This window comes from Ruegeria sp. C2, assembly GCF_056537765.1.
The window spans coordinates 67,644-88,464 of sequence record NZ_JBQFRZ010000010.1; the positions used below are offsets into that span (position 1 = coordinate 67,644).

The 20,821-nt window shown below is 50.6% G+C and carries 18 protein-coding genes and 2 pseudogenes; 9 read left to right on the plus strand and 11 right to left on the minus strand.

The window, feature by feature from the left end; translation table 11 throughout:
- Positions 1-726: 726 nt before the first annotated feature.
- On the plus strand, positions 727-1,743 hold the full coding sequence (locus ACR0IV_RS19520) for a helix-turn-helix transcriptional regulator (RefSeq protein WP_480660371.1): 1,017 nt from the start codon (positions 727-729) through the stop codon (positions 1,741-1,743).
- 635 nt (positions 1,744-2,378) lie between these two features.
- A complete protein-coding gene (locus ACR0IV_RS19525) occupies positions 2,379-3,512 on the plus strand; it encodes a helix-turn-helix domain-containing protein (protein ID WP_480660369.1) in 1,134 nt (377 codons plus the stop codon).
- 295 nt (positions 3,513-3,807) lie between these two features.
- Here the strand turns inward: ACR0IV_RS19525 and ACR0IV_RS19530 are convergent, their stop codons facing one another.
- Together ACR0IV_RS19530 and ACR0IV_RS19535 are read right to left on the minus strand one after the other, a co-directional pair.
- Positions 3,808-4,164: a hypothetical protein gene (locus ACR0IV_RS19530; RefSeq protein ID WP_480734429.1), complete on the minus strand. Its 357-nt coding sequence runs from the start codon at positions 4,162-4,164 to the stop codon at positions 3,808-3,810.
- A gap of 461 nt (positions 4,165-4,625) precedes the next feature.
- The gene (locus tag ACR0IV_RS19535; protein WP_480660365.1) at positions 4,626-4,865 is read right to left on the minus strand and encodes a hypothetical protein; all 240 of its coding nucleotides are present in this window, start codon (positions 4,863-4,865) and stop codon (positions 4,626-4,628) included.
- 196 nt (positions 4,866-5,061) lie between these two features.
- Here ACR0IV_RS19535 and ACR0IV_RS19540 point away from each other — a divergent pair, with 196 nt between their 5' ends.
- On the plus strand, positions 5,062-5,481 hold the full coding sequence (locus ACR0IV_RS19540) for an ArsR/SmtB family transcription factor (RefSeq protein ID WP_480660456.1): 420 nt from the start codon (positions 5,062-5,064) through the stop codon (positions 5,479-5,481).
- A 529-nt stretch (positions 5,482-6,010) separates the two neighbouring features.
- On the opposite strand, the gene ACR0IV_RS19545 is transcribed toward ACR0IV_RS19540, so the two are convergent.
- A complete protein-coding gene (locus ACR0IV_RS19545; protein WP_480660363.1) occupies positions 6,011-6,739 on the minus strand; it encodes an SGNH/GDSL hydrolase family protein in 729 nt (242 codons plus the stop codon).
- Between the two features lie 482 nt (positions 6,740-7,221).
- On the opposite strand from ACR0IV_RS19545, the gene ACR0IV_RS19550 reads away from it, so the two are divergent.
- Together ACR0IV_RS19550 and ACR0IV_RS19555 are read left to right on the plus strand one after the other, a co-directional pair.
- Entirely contained in the window at positions 7,222-7,620 is a 399-nt protein-coding gene (locus ACR0IV_RS19550; RefSeq protein WP_480660361.1) for a VanZ family protein, read from the plus strand.
- A gap of 755 nt (positions 7,621-8,375) precedes the next feature.
- On the plus strand, positions 8,376-9,407 hold the full coding sequence (locus ACR0IV_RS19555; protein WP_480660359.1) for a helix-turn-helix domain-containing protein: 1,032 nt from the start codon (positions 8,376-8,378) through the stop codon (positions 9,405-9,407).
- A gap of 212 nt (positions 9,408-9,619) precedes the next feature.
- Here the strand turns inward: ACR0IV_RS19555 and ACR0IV_RS19560 are convergent, their stop codons facing one another.
- The 3 genes and pseudogenes from ACR0IV_RS19560 to ACR0IV_RS19570 all read right to left on the minus strand — a co-directional run.
- Positions 9,620-9,943 carry a hypothetical protein gene (locus ACR0IV_RS19560; protein ID WP_480660357.1) on the minus strand — a complete coding sequence of 108 codons (324 nt, stop codon included), beginning with the start codon at positions 9,941-9,943 and terminating at the stop codon, positions 9,620-9,622.
- Positions 9,944-11,332: 1,389 nt separating this feature from the next.
- Positions 11,333-11,590 (minus strand): hypothetical protein, encoded by a 258-nt coding sequence (locus ACR0IV_RS19565; RefSeq protein WP_480660355.1) that lies wholly within the window; start codon positions 11,588-11,590, stop codon positions 11,333-11,335.
- A gap of 21 nt (positions 11,591-11,611) precedes the next feature.
- Positions 11,612-11,725: pseudogene (locus ACR0IV_RS19570) on the minus strand (integrase core domain-containing protein); the annotation flags it as partial.
- A 526-nt stretch (positions 11,726-12,251) separates the two neighbouring features.
- Between ACR0IV_RS19570 and ACR0IV_RS19575 the strand changes: the two are divergent.
- Entirely contained in the window at positions 12,252-12,674 is a 423-nt protein-coding gene (locus ACR0IV_RS19575) for a DUF3768 domain-containing protein (RefSeq protein ID WP_480660353.1), read from the plus strand.
- Positions 12,675-13,141: 467 nt separating this feature from the next.
- Here ACR0IV_RS19575 and ACR0IV_RS19580 read toward each other — a convergent pair whose 3' ends face one another.
- Entirely contained in the window at positions 13,142-13,792 is a 651-nt protein-coding gene (locus tag ACR0IV_RS19580; RefSeq protein ID WP_480660349.1) for a hypothetical protein, read from the minus strand.
- 422 nt (positions 13,793-14,214) lie between these two features.
- Here ACR0IV_RS19580 and ACR0IV_RS19585 point away from each other — a divergent pair, with 422 nt between their 5' ends.
- A complete protein-coding gene (locus tag ACR0IV_RS19585) occupies positions 14,215-14,904 on the plus strand; it encodes a c-type cytochrome (protein ID WP_480660347.1) in 690 nt (229 codons plus the stop codon).
- Positions 14,905-15,411: 507 nt separating this feature from the next.
- Positions 15,412-16,464 carry an AraC family transcriptional regulator gene (locus ACR0IV_RS19590; RefSeq protein ID WP_480660345.1) on the plus strand — a complete coding sequence of 351 codons (1,053 nt, stop codon included), beginning with the start codon at positions 15,412-15,414 and terminating at the stop codon, positions 16,462-16,464.
- 154 nt (positions 16,465-16,618) lie between these two features.
- Here ACR0IV_RS19590 and ACR0IV_RS19595 read toward each other — a convergent pair whose 3' ends face one another.
- The 3 genes from ACR0IV_RS19595 to ACR0IV_RS19605 form a co-directional block, all read right to left on the minus strand.
- The gene (locus ACR0IV_RS19595) at positions 16,619-16,918 is read right to left on the minus strand and encodes a GNAT family N-acetyltransferase (protein ID WP_480734431.1); all 300 of its coding nucleotides are present in this window, start codon (positions 16,916-16,918) and stop codon (positions 16,619-16,621) included.
- 241 nt (positions 16,919-17,159) lie between these two features.
- Positions 17,160-18,134, minus strand: a complete 975-nt coding sequence (locus ACR0IV_RS19600; RefSeq protein ID WP_480660343.1) for a helix-turn-helix domain-containing protein — start codon at positions 18,132-18,134, stop codon at positions 17,160-17,162.
- 545 nt (positions 18,135-18,679) lie between these two features.
- Positions 18,680-18,988 carry a hypothetical protein gene (locus ACR0IV_RS19605; protein WP_480660341.1) on the minus strand — a complete coding sequence of 103 codons (309 nt, stop codon included), beginning with the start codon at positions 18,986-18,988 and terminating at the stop codon, positions 18,680-18,682.
- Positions 18,989-19,218: 230 nt separating this feature from the next.
- On the opposite strand from ACR0IV_RS19605, the pseudogene ACR0IV_RS19610 reads away from it, so the two are divergent.
- Positions 19,219-19,368 (plus strand): annotated as a pseudogene (locus ACR0IV_RS19610) (transposase); the annotation flags it as partial.
- Between the two features lie 9 nt (positions 19,369-19,377).
- Here the strand turns inward: ACR0IV_RS19610 and ACR0IV_RS19615 are convergent.
- Positions 19,378-20,403, minus strand: a complete 1,026-nt coding sequence (locus ACR0IV_RS19615) for a helix-turn-helix domain-containing protein (protein ID WP_480660339.1) — start codon at positions 20,401-20,403, stop codon at positions 19,378-19,380.
- Positions 20,404-20,821 lie beyond the last annotated feature (418 nt).

The window sequence follows — 20,821 nt, forward strand, 5'->3', positions numbered from 1 at the left end:
AATCTGGATACTATGCCGCTCGCATTGCGGCTGGCAGAGCGATCCAAAAGCAGTCGCTTTGAGAAAGAACCAGACATGACAAAAGCCTCAGTCAATTCAGGCGTGATGATAGGATAGGTGTTGGCTGCAGGCGCGGTCTGGCCCGAGGCGGCAAAAGTATGGCTGATGTCAGAGCAAGACGACCGTGCGGGTTTCGCGAACGGTGGACTGAAGTTTGACGGTTTGGATGGCAGCCTGATTGCCTTCACCGATCGTCCCGATCGCGACACGAAGTGTGTCCCGCTATCCGGTTGATTGAGTAATCGGCGAAGGATGAGAACAGTTTTGTGACCCAATCAACCAACACCGCACTGACGAGTACCGTCAATGGGCAGCAGATTGGTCGAGCGTGGTGTTGAACGACCCGAATTAGGAGAATGGATCTCTGAGCTCTGGATACAATGTGATGGAAGGCAGAGATAGCGCCGCCCTCAACCAGGCAATCCTTGAGATTAATCCTCTCAGTGACGAGATCGGGTACACTACGTTGATTGGCACCGAGTGCCTCAGTGCCCGTCAATGTGGATGGACGGATACCGTAGACAACGCTCATTTGAACGAACGAAGCAATTTAATTGCGCTCTCTGAGTACATGCAGAAACGAGACAGAAGATGAATGGCCTTGTACCAGACCTGAACATATCGACGCTCCCGAAAACAGAACGCCGTGATGCATGGAGAGATTTCATGTCGGACTTTTGGCGCCTTGGCAAGCCCTTAGTCCCGCCGTGCAAATTGGAGCTCAACGTGTCGTCCCGCCAGTTGAAGGACGCCGTGTTCTGCCAATTGGCAATGTCGCCGGCAGAATTGGTGGGCAACAATCGCGACTTCGATTGTGTTGTGGTTCGCTACCAGAATGAGGGAAATACGGTCGCAAAAGTGGACGGGGAGACCACCCGCGTGGCGCCTGGCTCTCTGACGGTAATGGATTTGTCCGCGACACGATATTGCTACAACGATCGCTCCAAAATCACCTATCTTGCGCTCAGGAAATCAGGCCTTCAATTCACGCGTCACGCTCTGCGTCCCATGACGCATTTCGACAATGGAACATCGGTCGGGCGGCTGATGATCGCCAATTTCCTGCATCTGGCCAACGAATTATCGCAAAACCCGGGTTCAGCCGACGCCTCAGTGATCGACCTTTTCGCGTCGCTGGTGGTTAGCGCCACCACGGATCGAGAGGCGCTCAAATCGCAACTGCCGCATACCGAATCGGCCAAACGTGTTCGTGCGGAGCAGTACATCTTCTCGCGGCCGCTCTCGCTACCTTTGAACATTGACGAGATGTGCATCTCCGTCGGTATGTCGCGAGCCACATTGTACCGCCTATTTCGCGCAGACGGTGGATTGCAGGCCTACTTGACTAGCCATCGCCTGGAATGCGCCCGCCGCGCGCTCGCAAGTAGTCAGCCCACACGAGGGGCGGTCACATCTATCGCCACACATATGGGCTTTCTCGACACGTCAAGCTTTGTTCGAAGTTTTCGGCGAAAATACAACTACAAACCGAGCGAAATCTTGGGATCTGAATACGCCAAGAACGCCGATCCGGACTATCAGTGTTTGACGCACGGAAATCAGGCAAAGATCGGTGAGTGCTCAAACGGTGGCCCTAATTCATTCTTTCTCAATCTCAACATGTTGGCGAAAACGAAAAGGACCTACGAGCTAGCACATGCGCCCAACCCACACTTGGTCTAGTAGCTCCAATACCGAAAACCCGCATAACGATCCTACACGATATCAGCTGCATAACACCAGGAGGCTCGCGTACAGGCAAAGTTTCCCTAGGTCCTGGGGTTTCAAGCCCAGAAGTCTCGGACAACGAAATTGCATAGCTAGCGCTTAAGGCAAAGAACCAGGCGCCAGATATGTATGCTATGAAGAGGCCGTAGAGCAGAGCCAACGCCATGCTCACAAGGCTCCAAACGACTATCTCAACACCGCATGCGTTCCGGAAACTGCGACAACCTAGATCGACCACGTGATCGCGTACCAGCCAAGGATCAGGGAGAGACCTCACTAAAACACCAAGAGGTTAAAGGCCTCACCCAAGACAAAGGCATCGCTTACCTTGCGTACAAACTCGGAAACGGTGTCCATATTCGCCTTTCCTGGAAAATTTTTTATTATTCATTATGACTTTATATTGACAACTCGATCTTTGAGGTCAAACGTTTAAGCGCAGCTCTGGTCGAACGATAGAGTTCTCCCCCGGACGTAATTGACCAGTTTGACGCAAACCTCGTAGGGGTAGTAGAGCAAGCCGCCAGTTCTCCCGGTGGCTTGCTTCTCTTTTTGACCTGTCACTCAGTAGAAACGGGGACGCGGTCATTATGGTCCTCGATACCCTTTACATCCGTCTAGACTTCACCGCGCGAGTTAATTACGAGCATTCAATGGTAGCCGTCCCGCAACTAAAATTTGACACTGCAGATTTCACGTCGGAGGACCGCTTTGATGCAGTATCGGAAATGTGGCGGGGTTTCATGACGTTTAAAGATGATCCCCGATCCTCTCGGAATTTCTTCCTGCGCTCACATTTCTCTTTCATTGGGGATATTTCCTTTCTTCATGGAGCTTCAGCACCAATGAGCTTTATGGCCACCCAAGTACGCAATAACGTGCCGCTGATATCGATCACGTTGTTGCAACATGGCAGACGCGAGTATTTTTTGGGCGATAGGCTGGAGCACCAATCGACAGGTGTCGTCTATGTGACCCACACAGATCGGTGGGGCTTGTGGGATGTTAAGGAGCCAGAAGATGCGTTGAATCTCTATATTCCGCCTAGCAGGCTAGGATTGGCGCAAGGTCAACTTCTCAGAAGCCGTGCGTTTCCTACATCGAGACCCATCGGTGCGATGTTGCGGTCCTTGCTTCTCAGTTGCCGTGAGATGCCGCATCACAGTTCAAAGGATAGTGCTGAGGACATCGCAAATACGATATGCAGTTTTCTTCAACCGATCCTCCGCGATGAACCAGATTGTGAGGCCACGGCGGTTGAGGATTTCAGGCGGACTGCAATTCAACGGTTTGTCGAAGACAACATCGCCGATCGTTCGATAAATTCCGAGCATCTGTGCGAACGGTTCGGGGTGTCGCGCGCAACACTGTATAGACTGTTCCAAGACGACGAAGGCATCATGTCCTACATTGCCAACCGAAGGACAAAACGCGTCTGCGACGAACTAAGTCGTACGGCGCCTCATAGAGGTGTCGTGCGCGCCGTAGCCGAAAAGTACGGGTTCTATGATATGCCCCAGTTTACTCGTACGTTTCGAAGACACACTGGCATGACACCCGGAAACGTGGCGGGGCTCCTTTTAGCGGATACTGGCGGTTGTCAGGGCGCTAAATCTACGGAGTTGAAAGAAGATTCCCACAGTTTGTTGAACGGACCCAGTCTGGCTCAACAGTTTGAAGCGCTTGATCGTAAAGCGGATTCACTTGCCAGTGCAGGGTCCTGAGTCGGCGTACGGTTTCGGCGCTCTGTCGAAGCTCTTTATCCAGCGATAATAGTGACGAGTCTCAGCGGCGACAAAAACGGGTGCTCATCTGGCGCGCGAAATATTACTTTCAAGTTGCGTATCTTAGTTCCGGCCAACGTGAATCGGCAACTAGCGGGTCACGTTGAGAAGTAATAGTCCGTAGATATGAATTTTTTTTTGAGTGGACGTTCGTGGAAGGTATAGCATCCGGAATTCTGGATTCGCTGAGGACCTATACTGAATGGAATCCGCCCGGTTTAAGGGGAGGTCTGCCTTAATCACTAAAGATTTCGATGCGCTCGTTGGTCAGTTGCTGAGCTTTGCCTTCCCAATAAGGGTTAATGTATGAGGCATTTTGGCAGCCGTTTCGCTTGATTTCCTCGGCAGCATATCTGGCAAGTCTTGCGTGCTGCATAACAAACTCGAAGAGTTGGGCGTTCTTGACATCGAGTGTCTGTTGTTTCTGCTGACGCGTGGTGTTTACCAATCTTGGCACAAGAGCGCTAATTTCAAGCGATACATTGCAGCTGGCGTCCCAATTTATGTCCCAGCGCACCATATGTTCGGGCAGGTTAGCAAAGACAGTATCTATCTGAACCTGATCGGTTAACTCCAAGTCCAAATAATCCACTGAAAGTTCTTCTTTGACGAGATACCTGTCGGGTTGCCAGTGTTCGTCACATAGTCCCGGAAATGCACTGAAAATCACAATCCCAGCACAACTCAGTGTTTTAGATATCATCAAACTAGAGAACCCATTGTTGATTGCAGTTGTCCGAAACGATGTTCAAAAACACCTTTCCTGTAAACACCATTATTAGTCGTTATGACTTTATCTTGGCAATCCGTTGTTTGAGTTCAAACTCCGAGTCACAGCTCTGGTCGATTGAGATAGATTCACCCCCGGACGTTGTTGATCGGTGCTGTGCACACCTCGCAGGGATTGTAGAGCGGGATCTTATCATCTATGTAGGTCTGTTTTCATGAGTATTTCCTGCGGAAAGGTTTCTCGATCCCTTGGTGGGATCAAAAACTCTAAAGGCTCTTTTCCTTTTTCCCAGACTCGGCTGATCTGAGAGGCATTGAGGGGGACTAGGGTCTATTAACCTTACCAGTCAGAGCTTTAGGACGTTCGGGCTCACTGTCTTTGACATAGCAAATGCGAACCAGTTTCCGAACCTTCAGAACAGTCAGGTTCCGGTCCGGATAGGCGGCCTCCAAACGCTTTAGGGCCTCTTCTTTCGTTAGACACGGGATCAGATGTTTGCAAGGGCCGGACTTTGCGCCGCCGAAGGTGATCTCGAAGCGCACCTTTTCGATCTGTGTTACCATAGAGGTGTCTCTGGTTGTGGCCAAAATAGAGATTCAGCTGGCAGATGAACCAGCGCGCTGTCTGTGGCCTAGATATCTTTTTTAGTCAATATGACTTTTTCTTGACATTCCAGTATCCAAGTAGAAAACTCCAAAACTGGTCCTGTTAACCAATCCGTGTCGCTGCGAAGACATTTTGGGTTGGTTGTACTTGGCAGTGCTGGACCAATCGGCCAAGCTGCGCGTACTCCAGCAGCTTGGCCTTTGGCTCAACTGTGAGCGAACAACGGCACTGCCAAACAGACAATCGAAGTTCATGATTGGGAGCGGTACGCTGGAAGTAGAAATGAAAAAAGCTTTGATTGCCTCCAGTTTCCTGAAAGCGATGGCGCACGATGGCCGCTTGAAAATTCTTTGCTACCTGATGACCGGCGAAAAATCCGTAAATGAAATCCAAAACAAGTTATCGCTCAAGCAAGCAGCAGTATCGCAACATGTTGGTCGGCTTAGTCTTGAAGGATTGATTACTAAAAGACGGCAAGGACAGCGCATTTTTTACAGTGTTTCTGACGACAGGGTGCGGGCAATCGTTGGCGAATTGTATGAGCTCTATTGCAGCGAAAATGGTTCAGAATAAGGTGCGAATGACCGCTGAACGGAGAGGCTGTGTGTGCACTCTAACCGGTTGGCGAAGCATGACTAGAGCATTCTTTGTGTGCGTTCTCTTGCGCTTCTGAAAGCGTGCTGGTGAACAACAAACTGCTGTCTAAGTCAAAAACGCATCTACGCTATCTCGCTAATGGAATTGAATCCGCCACTCCATCTGTTCATCACAGAAAAAAGTCAATATGATACGATTTGAACAGACTAATTGAGACGTGGTGGAAAAGACAATCATGTGTTCCACAGCTAGTCTTTGAAGTCTCCAAGGTAGTGGGTAAGCAGTGTTTTCCTCGATTCATCGGCTTATCCCTTGCAACTGCCCGGCCCTTGCGGTCGGGCTTCTTTTTGACACAGGATCGCGGACATAGACGTTACGACAAACACCTTAAGTCGAAGCACGACGTCGATTGCTACACCTTTCAGGCCGCAACGTACGATGGTGGCTATCTCACGGCACCCCTCATTCGTCCCCTCTTCAAGGTTGGGGAAAATGTAACATTGCTTCACCGCTTGAGAGCGGCAGCAACTTGCGCCGCAATCATCCGAGAGCCCGCTATCGAAGGATGGATCCTGTCGATCGTGTGGTAGCGCAGACTTCCGTGCGGGATGGCGTCCTTGACCGGCACATATGTGAAACCATCGCGTCTTTGAGCCAGTTTAGCAACCCGCGCCTCAAGCTCATCACCAATGGCCGCACAAGCCTCTATCGGGGATTGCCGACCTGGTGTTCGGAGATATCCAACATAAAACGCATGGGACCCATTTTCGTTGATGCGATTTACCAGCTTTGGGATGTATCCAGACGTCAGATCCGGATGAATAATCCTATCTAAGTGGGAGGCACACTGTACACAACCGCACCCGAACAGCAGGTCATTTCCGCCGCCATTGAACACAACAACTGATGCGCCGGTATCTGAATAAGTCCTGGCTATCATCGGCATCGACATTCCGGGCAAAACCTCAGATTTGACGCTCAGGCCATGGTGCTTTCGCAAGAGGCCGGGAACAGAATTGCCCTTCATGCCATTCCAGGAGAGCATCGAGTCCCCCAAGACAAGGACCTCCGGAGGCTCTTGGCGCATCACCGTGTCGGTGGTTTCCCAATCGTCGGTTGGTTGCGTGTTTGAGCAAGCCCCCACCGCAACGACCACTGACAGCATTGCGATCCACCTTGACCACCAGCGAGGAATTGCCTTTGAGCAGCAGCCGAGAGAAGTCAAAAAACTCATACCGTTCTCCTGTGTTGGCTGTGGTTTGGGTCCCAACCGGTACCACCCTGCTCGGGGTTTTTTGGGAATCGACGCCGGCTGCGTCTGGACCGAAATCTCTTCAGTTTGTTTTTGTTCTTTGTCGTGATAGCCTCTTCCCTGAAGATCGGTGTTGAAGCTTATGCCTTAGCGTTATCAGGACGCATTTGTCTTTGCCGTAACGCGATCAAGCGTTCTTACTTTGATCAAAAAACACGGCGACAAAAGTTATGTCGTCTAATGTAGTCACATTGTCCGGAGGCCTGTCGAGAACGCGATCAAGCTATCATACGAGCCACACGGACGTCTGTGACCTAGACAACATTTATAATCATTGTGATTTAATTGACAATCCAAAATCCAAGATCGAGAGTAGTTTTCCGGTTCTTCAATCCAATCCTCGTCTCTGTGCTGACGTCAAGAAGTTGTGAAGCTCGTTCTTTCGAGCGATTTGGAGTTAACCAATGACATCTAGGTCGATTTTGCTTTCTTGGCTGTCACTGCTCGGCATTGCTACCAGTTTCGCTACTCTTGTCATTGTTTCTATTGCGAGTCTTTGGCCAGCGGGCGAACCGGGTAGCGCAGTCGACACCACGCATGTGGTAGAGAACACCACGCCTATCGTAGACAAAATCTTGCATGTAGTTGCATACGCGGTGACGGTGTTACCGTTGGCGGTAGTTAAGCAAAACGTAGTTTTAAGGATTGCGTTATTGGCTTTAGTCTGGAGCGGCGTAGTCGAACTGCTGCAACCATTGGTAGGACGAACAACCAGCGCAACCGATTTGCTGTTTAATGCCTTTGGCATAGGCTTGGGTTTGGTGGCGGTTAGGCTCCTTAAAGCTGTATATGGGGACAACTAACCCGGGTTCCCGCCAAATCAGACGGGCGCCCATTGTAGTACGTAAATGCTGCAGTGCGTTCGTCATGGCCGAGTTCGAAGCAAATTCAAAACGCACTAGACTTCCAAGCAAAACCCACACGGTGAACGGCTGGAATGTCCGTGGAATGCAAAGTGCAGGCGGAGGTCATGGCCCTGGCATGGCAAACCCAGCATACGAACAAGGTATACACAGCGGTGAAGCCCATCAGATGAGGAAAGTAATCAACGAACATCTGCGCGCGTCTCACCAACTGGAGCGAACGGTACACGGCGGCTTCGTACCAAGTTTCAGCTCAGCTATCCGCACGAAGCAGCTGGTTCTTACGTAATTGCCAGCAAAAGCACTCATGCATACAAAAGTTACCGCTAGCCAACTCTAACATATTAAATCTAAATGATATTTTAGGCCCATTCGAAAAACTGCTTTAGTCAGGTAAGTCGGGTTTTGGTCGCAAGTACTTTCAACCTATCGGCGATTCAGTGCCGATTTGTTGCTTTGCGATGGAATGCATAGAAAGCTTACTGCATAAGTTTGGTAACAGGTGTGCTTTTTGCAGGTTTCTCATAGATGAAGAAGCGGTCTACAAATGATTGAGCTTTATCACTTAAGTTTATGGAGCCGGTAGCAAACTGCACTCCGAGACGAGAGAGTCAGCTTTATCCCTATGGTTCAATAGGTCGATGAAGCCGCGCCGACCCGCTCCATGCAGGAGCCAAATGAAAATGTGAATAGATATGAGAACCCTGCCGATTTTCGAATTCGATACGGCAAAACTTGCACCGCTTGACCGACTTGATGCTGTTTCGGATCTTTGGCGAAATTATCTGTCGATAAACTTTTTTGAAGGGGCTAAGAACGACTTTTTCCTAAAGTCCAAAGTATGGTGGACAGGCGATTGTACTTTTGTTCATTCGGCGGCCGCTCCCATGATCTTGGGGCGGAAAACGCCTCCGGAGGGGGAGAAATTGATATCAATTTCAATCCTAACGCGCGGTCTGCACAAGTATGTAGTGCAAGACGAATTCAAGCAGCAAACCCGCGAAGCGGTACACATGAGCCGGCACGCAGATCAAAAGATCAGGTGTTGCCCGACCAACAGTGAGTTCTTTGTTCTGTATATACCCGCCGCGAGGCTCGGAATATCAATCGATGAAGACTTCCCTAGTCGAACCTTTCCCATCAATACACCCGCGGGATCTATCATCCTTTCAATGTTACTCGGCCTTCACCAATCACTCGAAGATGCTGACTATATTGAGAGTTTTGTCCTCAGCGAGAGCATTATTTCCTTTCTAGAAAGCATCGTTCATAACTCGGTGCGCTTTAGATCCCTGATGACCGCCAGCACCCGTTCCGCCGACATCTACCGATACATAGATGAGAATATCAAAGACCATTCACTCTCCGCCGATAGGCTTTGCAAAGAGTTTGGGATGTCCCGTCCCGCTCTCTATAGACTGTTCAATGAAACAGGAGGTGTCATGGCATACATCGCAAAGCGTCGAACGAAGTTTGTTATGGAAGAGTTGTCCCGATCCAAACCGCAATGGGGCCTTGTGAGGTCGGTGGCGGAAGAATTTGGCTTCCACGATATCACGACGTTCAATCGAGTGTTTCGGAGGCATACAGGCGTTGCACCCGGCATGTTTTCCGGGCTCTACGACGAAGAGCTCAAGAGCGTGCTTCCAACAAACAGCGTACTAAGCGCTGATACCGGGCGCCCCCCAATAGTTCTCTCCAATGCGTCGAACCGAAAAATCGAGTGAATTATAAACACCTGCAGCCGATTTGGGTCTGAAGTCTAATCCGTAGAAGCAATGACCCGTTGGCCACCTGCACGAACGCGCCCAAACGATTGTACTACAGGCCTAATGAATGGGCCGGTTCAGGCCCTAAATGGGAAGAGCGGTTTGACCCATATTGCATCGCGTGGCGAGATTTGCTGGCCCATCCGATCCATCTACTCCACAAGGAATTCTTAGCTGACAGGTGGCATTCTGGATTTAAGGCCCAGAGTATAGCGTTTGGCTTTGCAGTTGTCGGCGAGCCGCAGATAGTCCTTTTCAGTTAAGGATTTTAAAGTCCGGTTGAACGTAGGTTGGCTCATACCCCTCGTAATGGGGTGATTCCTAAGATCCGCTGCTTCCACAACATCATCTCCGGAGTGATCGGCAATCAAACGAACTACATAGAGCAAATCTAGTTGATTCTTTGAAAGTGAGACTAAACCAAGGTCTCGTTCCAGTTCTGCAAGCAGGTCTCGAATCTGCGCAACGGTCAGTAGTGTAACCTTTTTCGTCATTAATCAACATCGCTCATTGTTCTCCAAACTGGCCATTATGTGCACAACAACAGCCTGCGCTGCGAGGACCCATGACAATCGATTATGTCCAAATTTGGAAATTTTTTTGGTATCAATCTCTTTTGATCGCTCGTCGATCGATAATATTAGTCAAATCGACTAAATAAGACATTGCGCAAGTGTTACTAAACGTTAATCCCGCCCTGGCTTCTTTCTCGACTAGCACATCGGTAAGCTCACGTAAGAGATCTGAGTAGACCCAAGTACGACGTGAACTTCGACTTCAGGGGGCTTGCAGCGCCGAAGGCGGCGTCATCCAACGTTTCCAGGTATTCCCTAACGACGCGAGTGGCCTTATCAGGATGAACATCTCAGGCACCAAATCCCGCTGAGGTGAGGAATTCTGCCAATACCAGTTGGCAAACGATTGGAGGTTTGACCAACCAGTTTGATTGGAGATTGATCCTCATATTGGATACCTAGCATGTGGGCAACGGAAGTGTGGTCCACTGGTGAACGTCAAACGATCCTGACCAAACCGTCATGGTGCGACCAACAACTCGCTCAACGTTCGACAGCAAACACCCCACCATGCCGAACAATCCGTTTGCCATGAACTTCAAACAAGCTGCAGGTCAGCATTATGACGTGCTGCAGAGCCCATTTTATTGGATGCAGCGTAAGCGAAAACGCCTCTTTGCCTTTCCCTGCTACGGATAGGGCCATCTTAGATCTCAGTCACGGCGCATTCGACCGATTGGTGAGTCTCTCATATAGTCTATTTGACTTTTTATAGATCCGTAGATAATGTGATAAACGGAGGCTGTACCGATCACGCCTCTTTATCCCAACCCAACCTGAACACACTGGCTCGCTCAAGCGAGCCATTCTTTTCACGAAGCTTTTGCTTACTTGTTCTGCGTTCCTCCAAAGCAGTCACTGAGCGTATCCACGCGCGAACAGGAGAAACAGGTTTGCCTTTTATTTGTCATATTGACTTTCTTGCGAGCCCATCCATAATCGCCGGAGGTGAGACTCGCGTTACCTCACCGACACACCTCACTCACAAGAGCGACCGCCCTTGACCCCCTCGGGTGGTCGCTCATGACCTCACAAGCGTATGTCTTCGAAGCGTCGGACGTCCCGTCCAACCTTTCTCCTAAGGTGGGGATACTACAGAGGCCCGGCGGCGACACCAGCGATGTGGGTATTTGGCCCAAAATCTCGCAGAGCGAATTTCGGCTCCCTGTTGTCTCGAGATCGTGAGTTCCGAATGGGGTCTACTCTCGCGGCTACTACGCTTCCGTTTGCCAACTCTTAGACCTCACGCCCGTTTCGACCTGTGGTCAACTTCTCAAAGAGCTCTGCACACGGCACATGCGCCAACTATTAATTCGACGACAAGGCTATCTCAATCTCGCTATTAATGATGAAAAATGGGAAGATGCCGAAATCGCTCGGTAACTCGTCAGGATAGTCGATGCTTCGGATCGCCAACAAAACCGGACCGGCTTGAAAAAAGTGGATCACTAACCCTTCAATAGATTTGTGGTTGGTCCTTGAAAGCTGATATCTCCAGTAGCCACCGTCCAGATCAATGTATTCGAGGATCCTGAATACCTCGGAGATATCATTGATCAGCCCCACTTGAGTGGTCCAATTTGATTGTTAGTGCATGACTGGCCTTTGGTCCATCTGGACGATGGTTTCCGGGGCCGGTGGGCGGTAGCCCAGAGCACTGTGTGGTCGTTTGGTGTTGTAGTGTTTCTGCTCCGCGCGGATCTGAGGCGTCTATTTCGACAAAATGATAGTTGCGCGCATCTAGGTCATCGTCCCTCGCAGGGATAGGCGGAAATTCGGATTTACTCACAGGCGGCTCCTCAAATCGGGCTCCGATCCCTAGCTGGGTAACCAAGGATAGCCAGAACCATCGCGCTGGCGTCAACGCTTGAGGACGACAATTCAGGCCTCCCACACTCGACAGGCGCACCACCAAACCCGTTCTGTCACGTTAGCCGTTGCCCAATGCACTAGAGTGCTGACTGCACTCCTGGCATCTGCCGCCGCAGTACGGGCATTGGGGTATACCCATTCCTCTCGTGATGTCATCGCCTCAACTGGGTAGCTGCGCCGGTGCAGCTCACAGGGCCCGGCTTCAACATCAGCCCAGACACAGATGCGATGTGCAGAGCAATCAGACCTGCAAATCTGAGACGCAGAGCCAATGAATTTGAGCCCATTCTGGCCTAGGTAGTACTGTGATTCTCAAATTTCGAGCGACACGGATTAGAGTGGAAGGAACAACAGAATGCAGATCGCGATGAAAGCGGCATCGAGATCAATCTTAACGGCGGGTCCTCGACATGCTCGACAGAAAAACGATCCCTTGGAGCGGAGCTTGATTGCTGAACAGAATGACTTGTTTAGAGCGACCTGGCCGCTCTCACCGCAGTTGGGTCGCTTTGTACTGAGTAGGGAGCTCGCCACTCGATCGGGGCAATTTCAGCGCGCCTGCCTTGAGGCTGTCAGGACCTACAACGGTTTTTCCTCCGGGACCGACCCTGATGGAACTCACCTGGCGGGTGTATTCGACGTCGACGGGACGAAGATCTGCTTCAGGATTGCACTATTTGACGAGACCTACGAAAACCCGGCTGCCGATCCTTCAGACCTTGGAAAGACAAAGCGAGTTCTGACGATCCACGTGTCTGAGGAACATCAGCGACCCTAGCGCCGGCTGGTTGAACTGCCGCGGAATCCGGTGTTAGCACGGCTCACACCTTGAGCCGCCGTGGGTAAACTCCAAGCGAAACTTTTCGATCTGTGTTTACCAGGTGAAATCCAGGCAAACACGGTAGTACCGCGCTTTGAAACTCGGCGCAGGGCATACGTCCCCATGTTCAACGAGACTGCGCAACGCCCGGTTAAATGTGGGCTGGCTTATGTTTCTGCAGATAGCGTGTGAGCGCACGTCACACACATCAACATCAATCTCACCGGCTGCGATGGACACCAGCCGCATCGCATAGAGGACGCTCAGCTCGTGGTCAGACCTTGGTCGCTTACCGTCGACATTTTCAAGTGTCGCGATCGTCTCTCTCAGCCGCGCGGTGGCAGACATATTCCGGGTGTTCATTGGCTCGCCTCTAGCTATGTCCGACCCATGTTACAGAAAGCGGCTGAGAGGAAGGGCTGACTTTAGGTAACCGGCATGGTCAAAAGCAAAACAAGCTGTGCCCTCACGGACTGGAAGATTGTCTGGTTGCTTGTAAATACTTGAACGTTGTCCCAACTCAATGTCAGAAGAGCGTACAAAAATACGCTCCTTTGCCTTTTCGCATCTGGAAACTCAGCAAAAGCAGATGTAGCAAGCTGCCCGCCTGCACTGTCCTGCAATAGGATCTCTACTTCGCTCAGCTTAGCAAACGAGGTTGGTGTCGCCTGGTGTCGTCTAATTCGCGCCGCTATCGGCAAAAACAGGTAATGACTCGACCTCTCTCCAATCTCGGAAAAATACAGGATGACTTTCTGGCGAAACTCGATATCCGGAAGGGTAGTGTTGGCTAAGTTAATGAGACCTGGCAGATCGTTGTACCCCAACTCGGCCAGTTTGCGAATTTTATCCAGCGCTTCAAAGGTGTTTTGGTCTTCACCAGTAGTCGCACATCTTGCCCACCAAACGATCAGAATGTCAAATATGTCCCTCGGGATTTTGTCCCGTTTTTCAGGAAAGGTCATATCGGCAAACTCTTCAAAAAACTCACCCAGAAGCGGGGTTAGAATGACCTCATTGGTGTGACTTACAAAAGCACCTGAAGCTATTTTCTTGATGCGTTTCCAAAGTTGCATTTCTTTGACTGCTCCAGAGCGACGATGTGTTCGGTCGCGATTGGTTCGTTCAAGCGAGCTTTTTCAATCCACGACACAGTCTTTCGTATTCGCCTAGCGATGATGACAACCCTTAACGTTTTCGCGACGACGTGGGTTGGTAGCAGAACCAGATTTGGAGTTTTCTATTGAGACGCTGAATTGTCAATATATAGTCACATTGACTACAAAAGATATCTAGGCCACAGACAGCGCGCACGCTCAACGAATGGCTGATTTTGTTTGGGAGAGGATATATGCGCCTAGTCTTGACAGCTTTCGCACTAAACTCATTTGCATTCTTGGCAAATGCCGAGCCGTCCGTTGAGCGAGGCGAGTATCTGGTTCGGGGTCCAGCGGGCTGCGGTAATTGCCATACGCCACAAACGGATCAAGGCCCGGATATGTCCAACGAGTTGGGTGGGTTTTTGGTCGAGAAAAACCCGGCTTTCGAAGCTTGGGCTGTGAATATTACACCTGGCGGGCGCGTCGCCGATTGGACAGATGATGAACTCGCAAAAGCGATCCGAGAGGGCATTCGCCCAGATGGATCTATTATCGGACCGCCAATGCCAATGGGCCTATACCGTGGCCTGTCTGATGATGATCTGTACTCCATTGTTGCCTTTCTACGCACGGTCCCTGCCAGCAAAAACGAAACGCCTCAATCTACATATAGTTTTCCGTTACCTCCTGCCTATGGAGCACCGCTTCAAAGCGTTTCCGCTCCCGTACAGTCGGTCAGCGTTGAATATGGCGAATACCTCGCAGGACCGATTGCACATTGCGTAGAGTGCCATACGCCCATGGGTGATGAAGGGCCGATGTTTGAAACTCATCTCGGTGCAGGCGGGCTTGAATTTCACGGGCCGTGGGGAACCTCCGTCTCGTCCAATCTAACCACTCATGAAGACGGGCTCGCTGGCTATAGCGATACAGAATTGAAGACCATGATTACCAAGGGCATACGGCCAGATGGCTCGATAATGCTTCCACCCATGGGGTATCATCACTATGCGGCGATGACAGACAATGATCTGGACGCGGTTATTCTGTATTTGCGCCAACTTCCACCGCTCCCCAATGGTGGTTAAGTTGTTCAAGGCTTTGCGACAGATAGTATAGCCGCAATGGCAGCAAAGCCCGGAAGCTGTGTGAAAACTCTGACCGGTTCGCGAAACTTGCCAAAAATACCCTTTATGTGCGTTCTCTCGCGCTTCTGGGAGGGCATTTGCACAGGCACTGAAAATGAGCTTGACGAGAGAGTTCATAGGCCGGAGTTTTCACACAGCCTCTCCGCACAACTGACCTTATGACCGTGTATTGAGCGATCTTGCCCAACCAAAACCATCAGATTACCGCTTCGAGCCCAGATCCACCATGAAAAGCCAATGGCACGCTGAAATAGCAATCGGCATTTTGCAGCCCAAAGCCGTCATAGGGTGCGGCGACCCAGCCGGTTCAACTGGTTGATGATCGACGGGCATCTTCAGGGAGTGTAGGAATATGAAGTGCAGGGGGCTAGAAATTCGCCAGTCTCAAGCATACCTGCTTGGCGTTATGTCGCAGGAAGCCAAATCAACTGAGTTTGGGTTGATGTCATGAGTACTCTACCGACGCTGAAATTCGATACTTCGGACTTTAGCCTAGAAGACCGCATTGATGCGGTTGCGGATATGTGGCGACCATACATGTACTTCAAAAGTGATCCGCTCATTGCGCCCAGATTTTTTTTGCGATCTCAACTCTGGAGGTTGGGAGATATTTCTTTCCTGCATTCAGTCTCATCTCCAACGAACTATGTCGCTAGTGTAGTAAGAGACGACGAACCGCTGATTTGCATAAGGTATCTGACGAAGGGGCGACGGGAGTACTTTTTGGAGAATGAACTACAAAACCAAATGCCAGACTCCGTGCACATAACCAGCAGTCGCAGTCGCAGTCATTGGAACTGTTTCGAAGACGAAGAAGCGCTTGCCTTGTATGTTCCACCAAGTAGGCTTGGTATTTTGCCAGGCCAATCCCTCAGGAACCGAATTATCTCAATAAATCAACCGGTCGGTGCCATCTTGCGCTCTATGCTTAAGAGCCTTTCGGAATCCCTGAGTTTCAGCAAACAAGAACAAGGTAAGTTACTTTCTGATAGTATTTGTTCATTCCTTCAACCCATCTTACGTGATGTAGCAGATCTCGAAGCCAATGGAGTGCAACGGTTACGACGCAATGCCATACAGAGGTACATCGAAGCGAATCTCGGCAATCACACCTTGGACGCTGATCACTTGTGTCAAGAATTTCATGTATCACGCGCTTCGCTCTATCGAATGTTCAAAGATGAAGAGGGCGTCAACAGATACATTACTAGCCGAAGGGTTCAGCAGATACAGGCTGAATTATCGGAATCGCCACCACGCTGGGGTCTCATTAAGTCTGTAGCGGAGAAGTATGGTTTTGATGATATGAGCCAATTCAACCGGACATTTCGCCGTTTCGCTGGAAGCTCACCAAGTAGGTTCGCAGGTCTGCTCTCATATGAATTTGACACTGTCGGGAACAGGCTCTCAAGCCAACAAGGAAAAACTCTGCAACCTGGTTTTCATAGCGTCGGAAGCTTTGTCAGCAACTTTGCAAAATCCGCTTCCTGCGCGTCATAGACATTCGTTTCGAGCACAGCATCGGGTAAAATGGGCTCGAAGCAGACGTCTGACAATTTTGGTCAGCCATCACTAGTCTCCCAGTGCGCCAGAGGGCGGCTTTGCGGACATCGAGTAGACCTTTGTGGTGAATAGCTTGCCAACCGGAGGATTGCTATTCAGCGTCGCGCACGTGCAAATACATGTGAACAGCATTCAACGACGCCTTGAAGCCAAACTTCTCGTAAAAGCCGCGCGCATCTTGTGTGCCGATAAACCAGCTGCCCACATCTGAGAGCAGTGGGTGCGCGAGCAAGCCTGTCATCAGGCGTTTTCCAAAGCCGCGCCCTCGGTAGTCAGGGAATACCATGAAGTCTTTGATGTGCGCACAGGTTGAACATCCGAGACCGCCCGAGCAAATCCAATTTGCCGCCCATCTACCCAGCCACTGATACAATACGAGTGCCGCAATGATCTGAGTATCTGATTGTCCGAAAGATCACGTCAACAATACTCAGCTTGAATGGCACTGCAGAGTGTTTCTGCTTCTACGCTGCGCGGATCGTAGGACAAAACAAGACTGGTCATCCGCGCAAAAATACTATCCAAAAGCCAATTGTCTAGAAGCGGCTTTGGTCTCAATTCGGACCTTTGCCGAAAGTTGTTTTGTTGGCTTAAAGGGAGACATCCACCAGTTGGGAACATGGCTTAGATCATCAACTTGACTTGTTGCCAAACTGAGAAAGCCATCGTTCGAGACCACTTGGATCACCTTGGAATCCCAAAGCCAGCTGGCCCCTGTCACCGTCAGTTGAGTTCTCACTTTGCAGGTACGGTTTGCATCTGGTCCCAACTGCGGAACCCGGCGCAAATCCAAAACGATTGCGGAACGCACGGCTGAACTGACTGACGCTGGGAAATCCCCAGCGCTCCGCGGTCCGCGTCACTTCTCCGCGTTTTGGAGGAGCTTCGGCGAGATCGATGAGTGCCCGCGCCAACCGTCTTTCCACAATGTAGCTCGCGACACCGCCATACGGTGAAAAATCCCTGAAGATAGTTGCCCGAGACGCACCGAACGCTTGTAGGAGTGCACCTGCGCCGAGATCCAGATCACGTAGTTTCTGTTCCAAGAAATCACGCATGGATTTAGCTCTGGCCTGTTGCACCAAGTCTTCGCTATGTGACATCGCTCCGCCCGCCAAGAGTCCTCTTACCAGTCCGACAAAGTCAATGGCGATAGGGTCAGCGTCCTTGAAGTTTGTCTGAAAAAGCCTAGTGTACGTCGTCTCCATAGCGGTGCTCAAAATACGCCCGGAAGCACTATTCAAACTGACGCTGGTCAGAGCGTTTATTTGACCCGGCTTTAAGTCAAGAACCGAGTGAGGCATGTACACGCCAAGCTCCTCTGCGTCGACTATAGCCATGTCATTGGGCTGTGAATAATCAACAACAGTGAGTGCACTTCCACCGGAGTTTGTATATTCCCCTGCTCTAGTGCTCAGGAAATGGCTGCCTTTCGTATGCTTTATTCGCACAAAGCCAGACACATTGCCATCCAACTGGCGCTGGCTTCGGCTCACCAGGAGATTGCGACCACGCGATCTAGAGAAGACGACATTGTCCGCTCTGAATGCGACTGTCTGGAATAGACTCTGGCCAAGGTCCCCATTGAGTGCTGCGATATCGTACATATCCCGTCGCGACTCACGCCACCGCTCAATTACAGCCTTGGATGAATAGGCAGTCGGTTTGATTCTGTAGTGTGGTAAGCTCATTTACTCACTCCAGAGATACGGCCTTGTTTCTGACACCGAATTCGACCGGCTGACTTGAATGCGTTATTTGGCGTTTCGAGGGCGAGCAAAATATATCAAATACTTGCTCAAAGGTTCTTCGTAAGCCTGACAAAACGGACGCGCCAAGTTTGGTTTTCACGTCGCAAGTTCTGGCTTGGATTGTAGTTTGGCTGCGGGATAAGAATAAGTCAGATTGAGCAGGCTGTCATTCGTATTTAAGACGTGAGGGCCGTGAGGTCATTTGACCTTGCCAGTCAGAGCTTGAAGGCATTAGGGGTCACTATCCTCGACATAGAAAATGCGGACAAGGTGCCGGCCCGGATAGGCTGCGCCAAACGCTTTAAGGCCTTTTCATTCGTTGGATACGGGATCAGGTGTTAGCACGGATCACACCTTGCACCACCGAAGGTGAATTCGAAGCGCACCGTTTCAATATTTATTTACCAGGTGAAATCCAGGCAAACACGGTAGTACCGCGCTTTGAAACTCGGCGCAGGGCATACGTCCCCATGTTCAACGAGGCTGCGCAACGCCCTGTTAAACGTGGGCTGGCTCATGTTTTTGGTGATTGCATGCGCGCGCACGTCACGCACATCAACATCAATCTCACCGACTGCGATCGACACCAGCCGCATCGCATAGAGGACGCTCAGCTCGTGGTCAGACCTTGGTCGCTTACCGTCGACATTTTCAAGTGTCGCGATCGTCTCTCTCAGCCGCGCGGTGGCAGACATATTCCGGGTGTTCATTGGCTCGCCTCTAGCTATGTCCGACCCATGTTACAGAAAGCGGCTGAGAGGAAGGGCTGACTTTAGGTAAACGATTCTTCGGCGTTATTTTGCGACTCAGCAAAGGGATTGCTGGTTTGCCCGAAAAGACTCATCCCTACCAGCCGCCTTTGCCGTACACAACTTAACCTGAACAAGTGTGCCGGAATCACAGTTCACGACACCCAAATCTCGGCCATCACGTTACTCCTGATAAGCGGCGATACAAGCGCCAGAACCACATTGAGATCATGTTCGGCAGGCTCAAAGACTGGACGCGTGTGGCGACCCGTTACGACAGATGTCCAAAGGTATTCCTATCAGCAATCGCCCTCGCAGCTCTCGTCATATATTGGCTATGAGTCCTGACCCTAAGAACTTGGGACAGGTCTCGAAAAGAGCAATGGCTGGATTTGATCTTGGAAGATCTGACCATTTTGGGTGCTTTGGATTTTGCCGGGGCGCATATGCAACAGACCTGCCACGCTTCCAGGTGTTATTCCTACTTGTCTCCGGAATAACCGATTGAAATGCGATTGATCATAAAAGCCGTGCTTTTCGGCCACGATACGCACGATACCATGTTTTGGTTTGGTCCGCACCAATTCGTCATAAACACGCTGCACCCTGCGCCTTGAAACATAGGTCATAACACCATCTGTTTCCGAAAACATCCGATACAAAGTCGCACGCGATACTGCGAAGCGCTTACAAATCTGATCGATACTCATTCCTTGGTCGGCAATGTTTTCGTCTATGTACCTCTGGATTGCTGTGATCTTGGCACTCTTTGCTGTATTTGCTAGGCGGTCTGGCGGGTCACGCAACAACGGTTGTAAAAATCCGCAAACACTGTCGGCCAGTTTTTCGCCATCGTCCCATTGGCCATTTTCCAAGGTTCCAGATAGGTTCAACAACACTGATCGCAAAAGAACGCCAACAAAACCGGACGTTGGAAAAGTTCGACTCCGCATCAGCTGCCCCGAAAAAAGACCAAACCTGCTGACTGGGACATAGAGGATCAGCATCTCGCTATCCGTGTGGCAGAACCGGTGCGACTGTTCAGCGTGAGTGCTCACATGAACCGCATCGCCGGATTGGCGCCTAAGCTCACCGTTCAGAACGTAATCCTGAATGCCCTGTAACAGGTAAGAGATCGAAACCATTGCTTCGCCTTCAGGCGGTGAGGGACGATGACATGACATTGGTCCAGCAAGAGAATGCACAAAGCTGCAATCACCAAACCACCACACACTTGAACTCAGATGGAAAGCGCTGCCCAGGTTGCGGTCAAATTTGAAAGACAGATAGTGCCGCCAAAGATCGGCGACGGCATCAAGACGGTCGGACGGCTCAAAGTTTGAAGTATCGAAGCTCAGATGCGGTAGGTTGGTCATTGGAGATAAAGCATCCGTGTAGAAAGTCCGTCATCGAAAGAAGTGGTCCGATTGAGCTGACGGCGTTTAGGACGGCCTGGCTCATCGATTGCTATCTTACGCGGCGCTGCCGAGACTGAGCAAGCGTTGCTGCATCTGCGTTCAAACTACAAGATGTGCGCTTTGCAGAGCTCGGAGCAGACTCAGCATAAGCCCCTGCCCCGCTTGCCACCACTTAGCCATCGGCCCACACTTGGGGCTATTGCTATATCAGCTACAAAATAGGCAGTTCGGGAGTAGCCTTTTCAGTTGAAACCACAATAGAGGTTCGAAACTTCCGGACGTTCTTGATCAGCCCCACTTGAGTGGTCCAATTTGATTGTTAGTGCATGACTGGCCTTTGGTCCATCTGGACGATGGTTTCCGGGGCCGGTGGGCG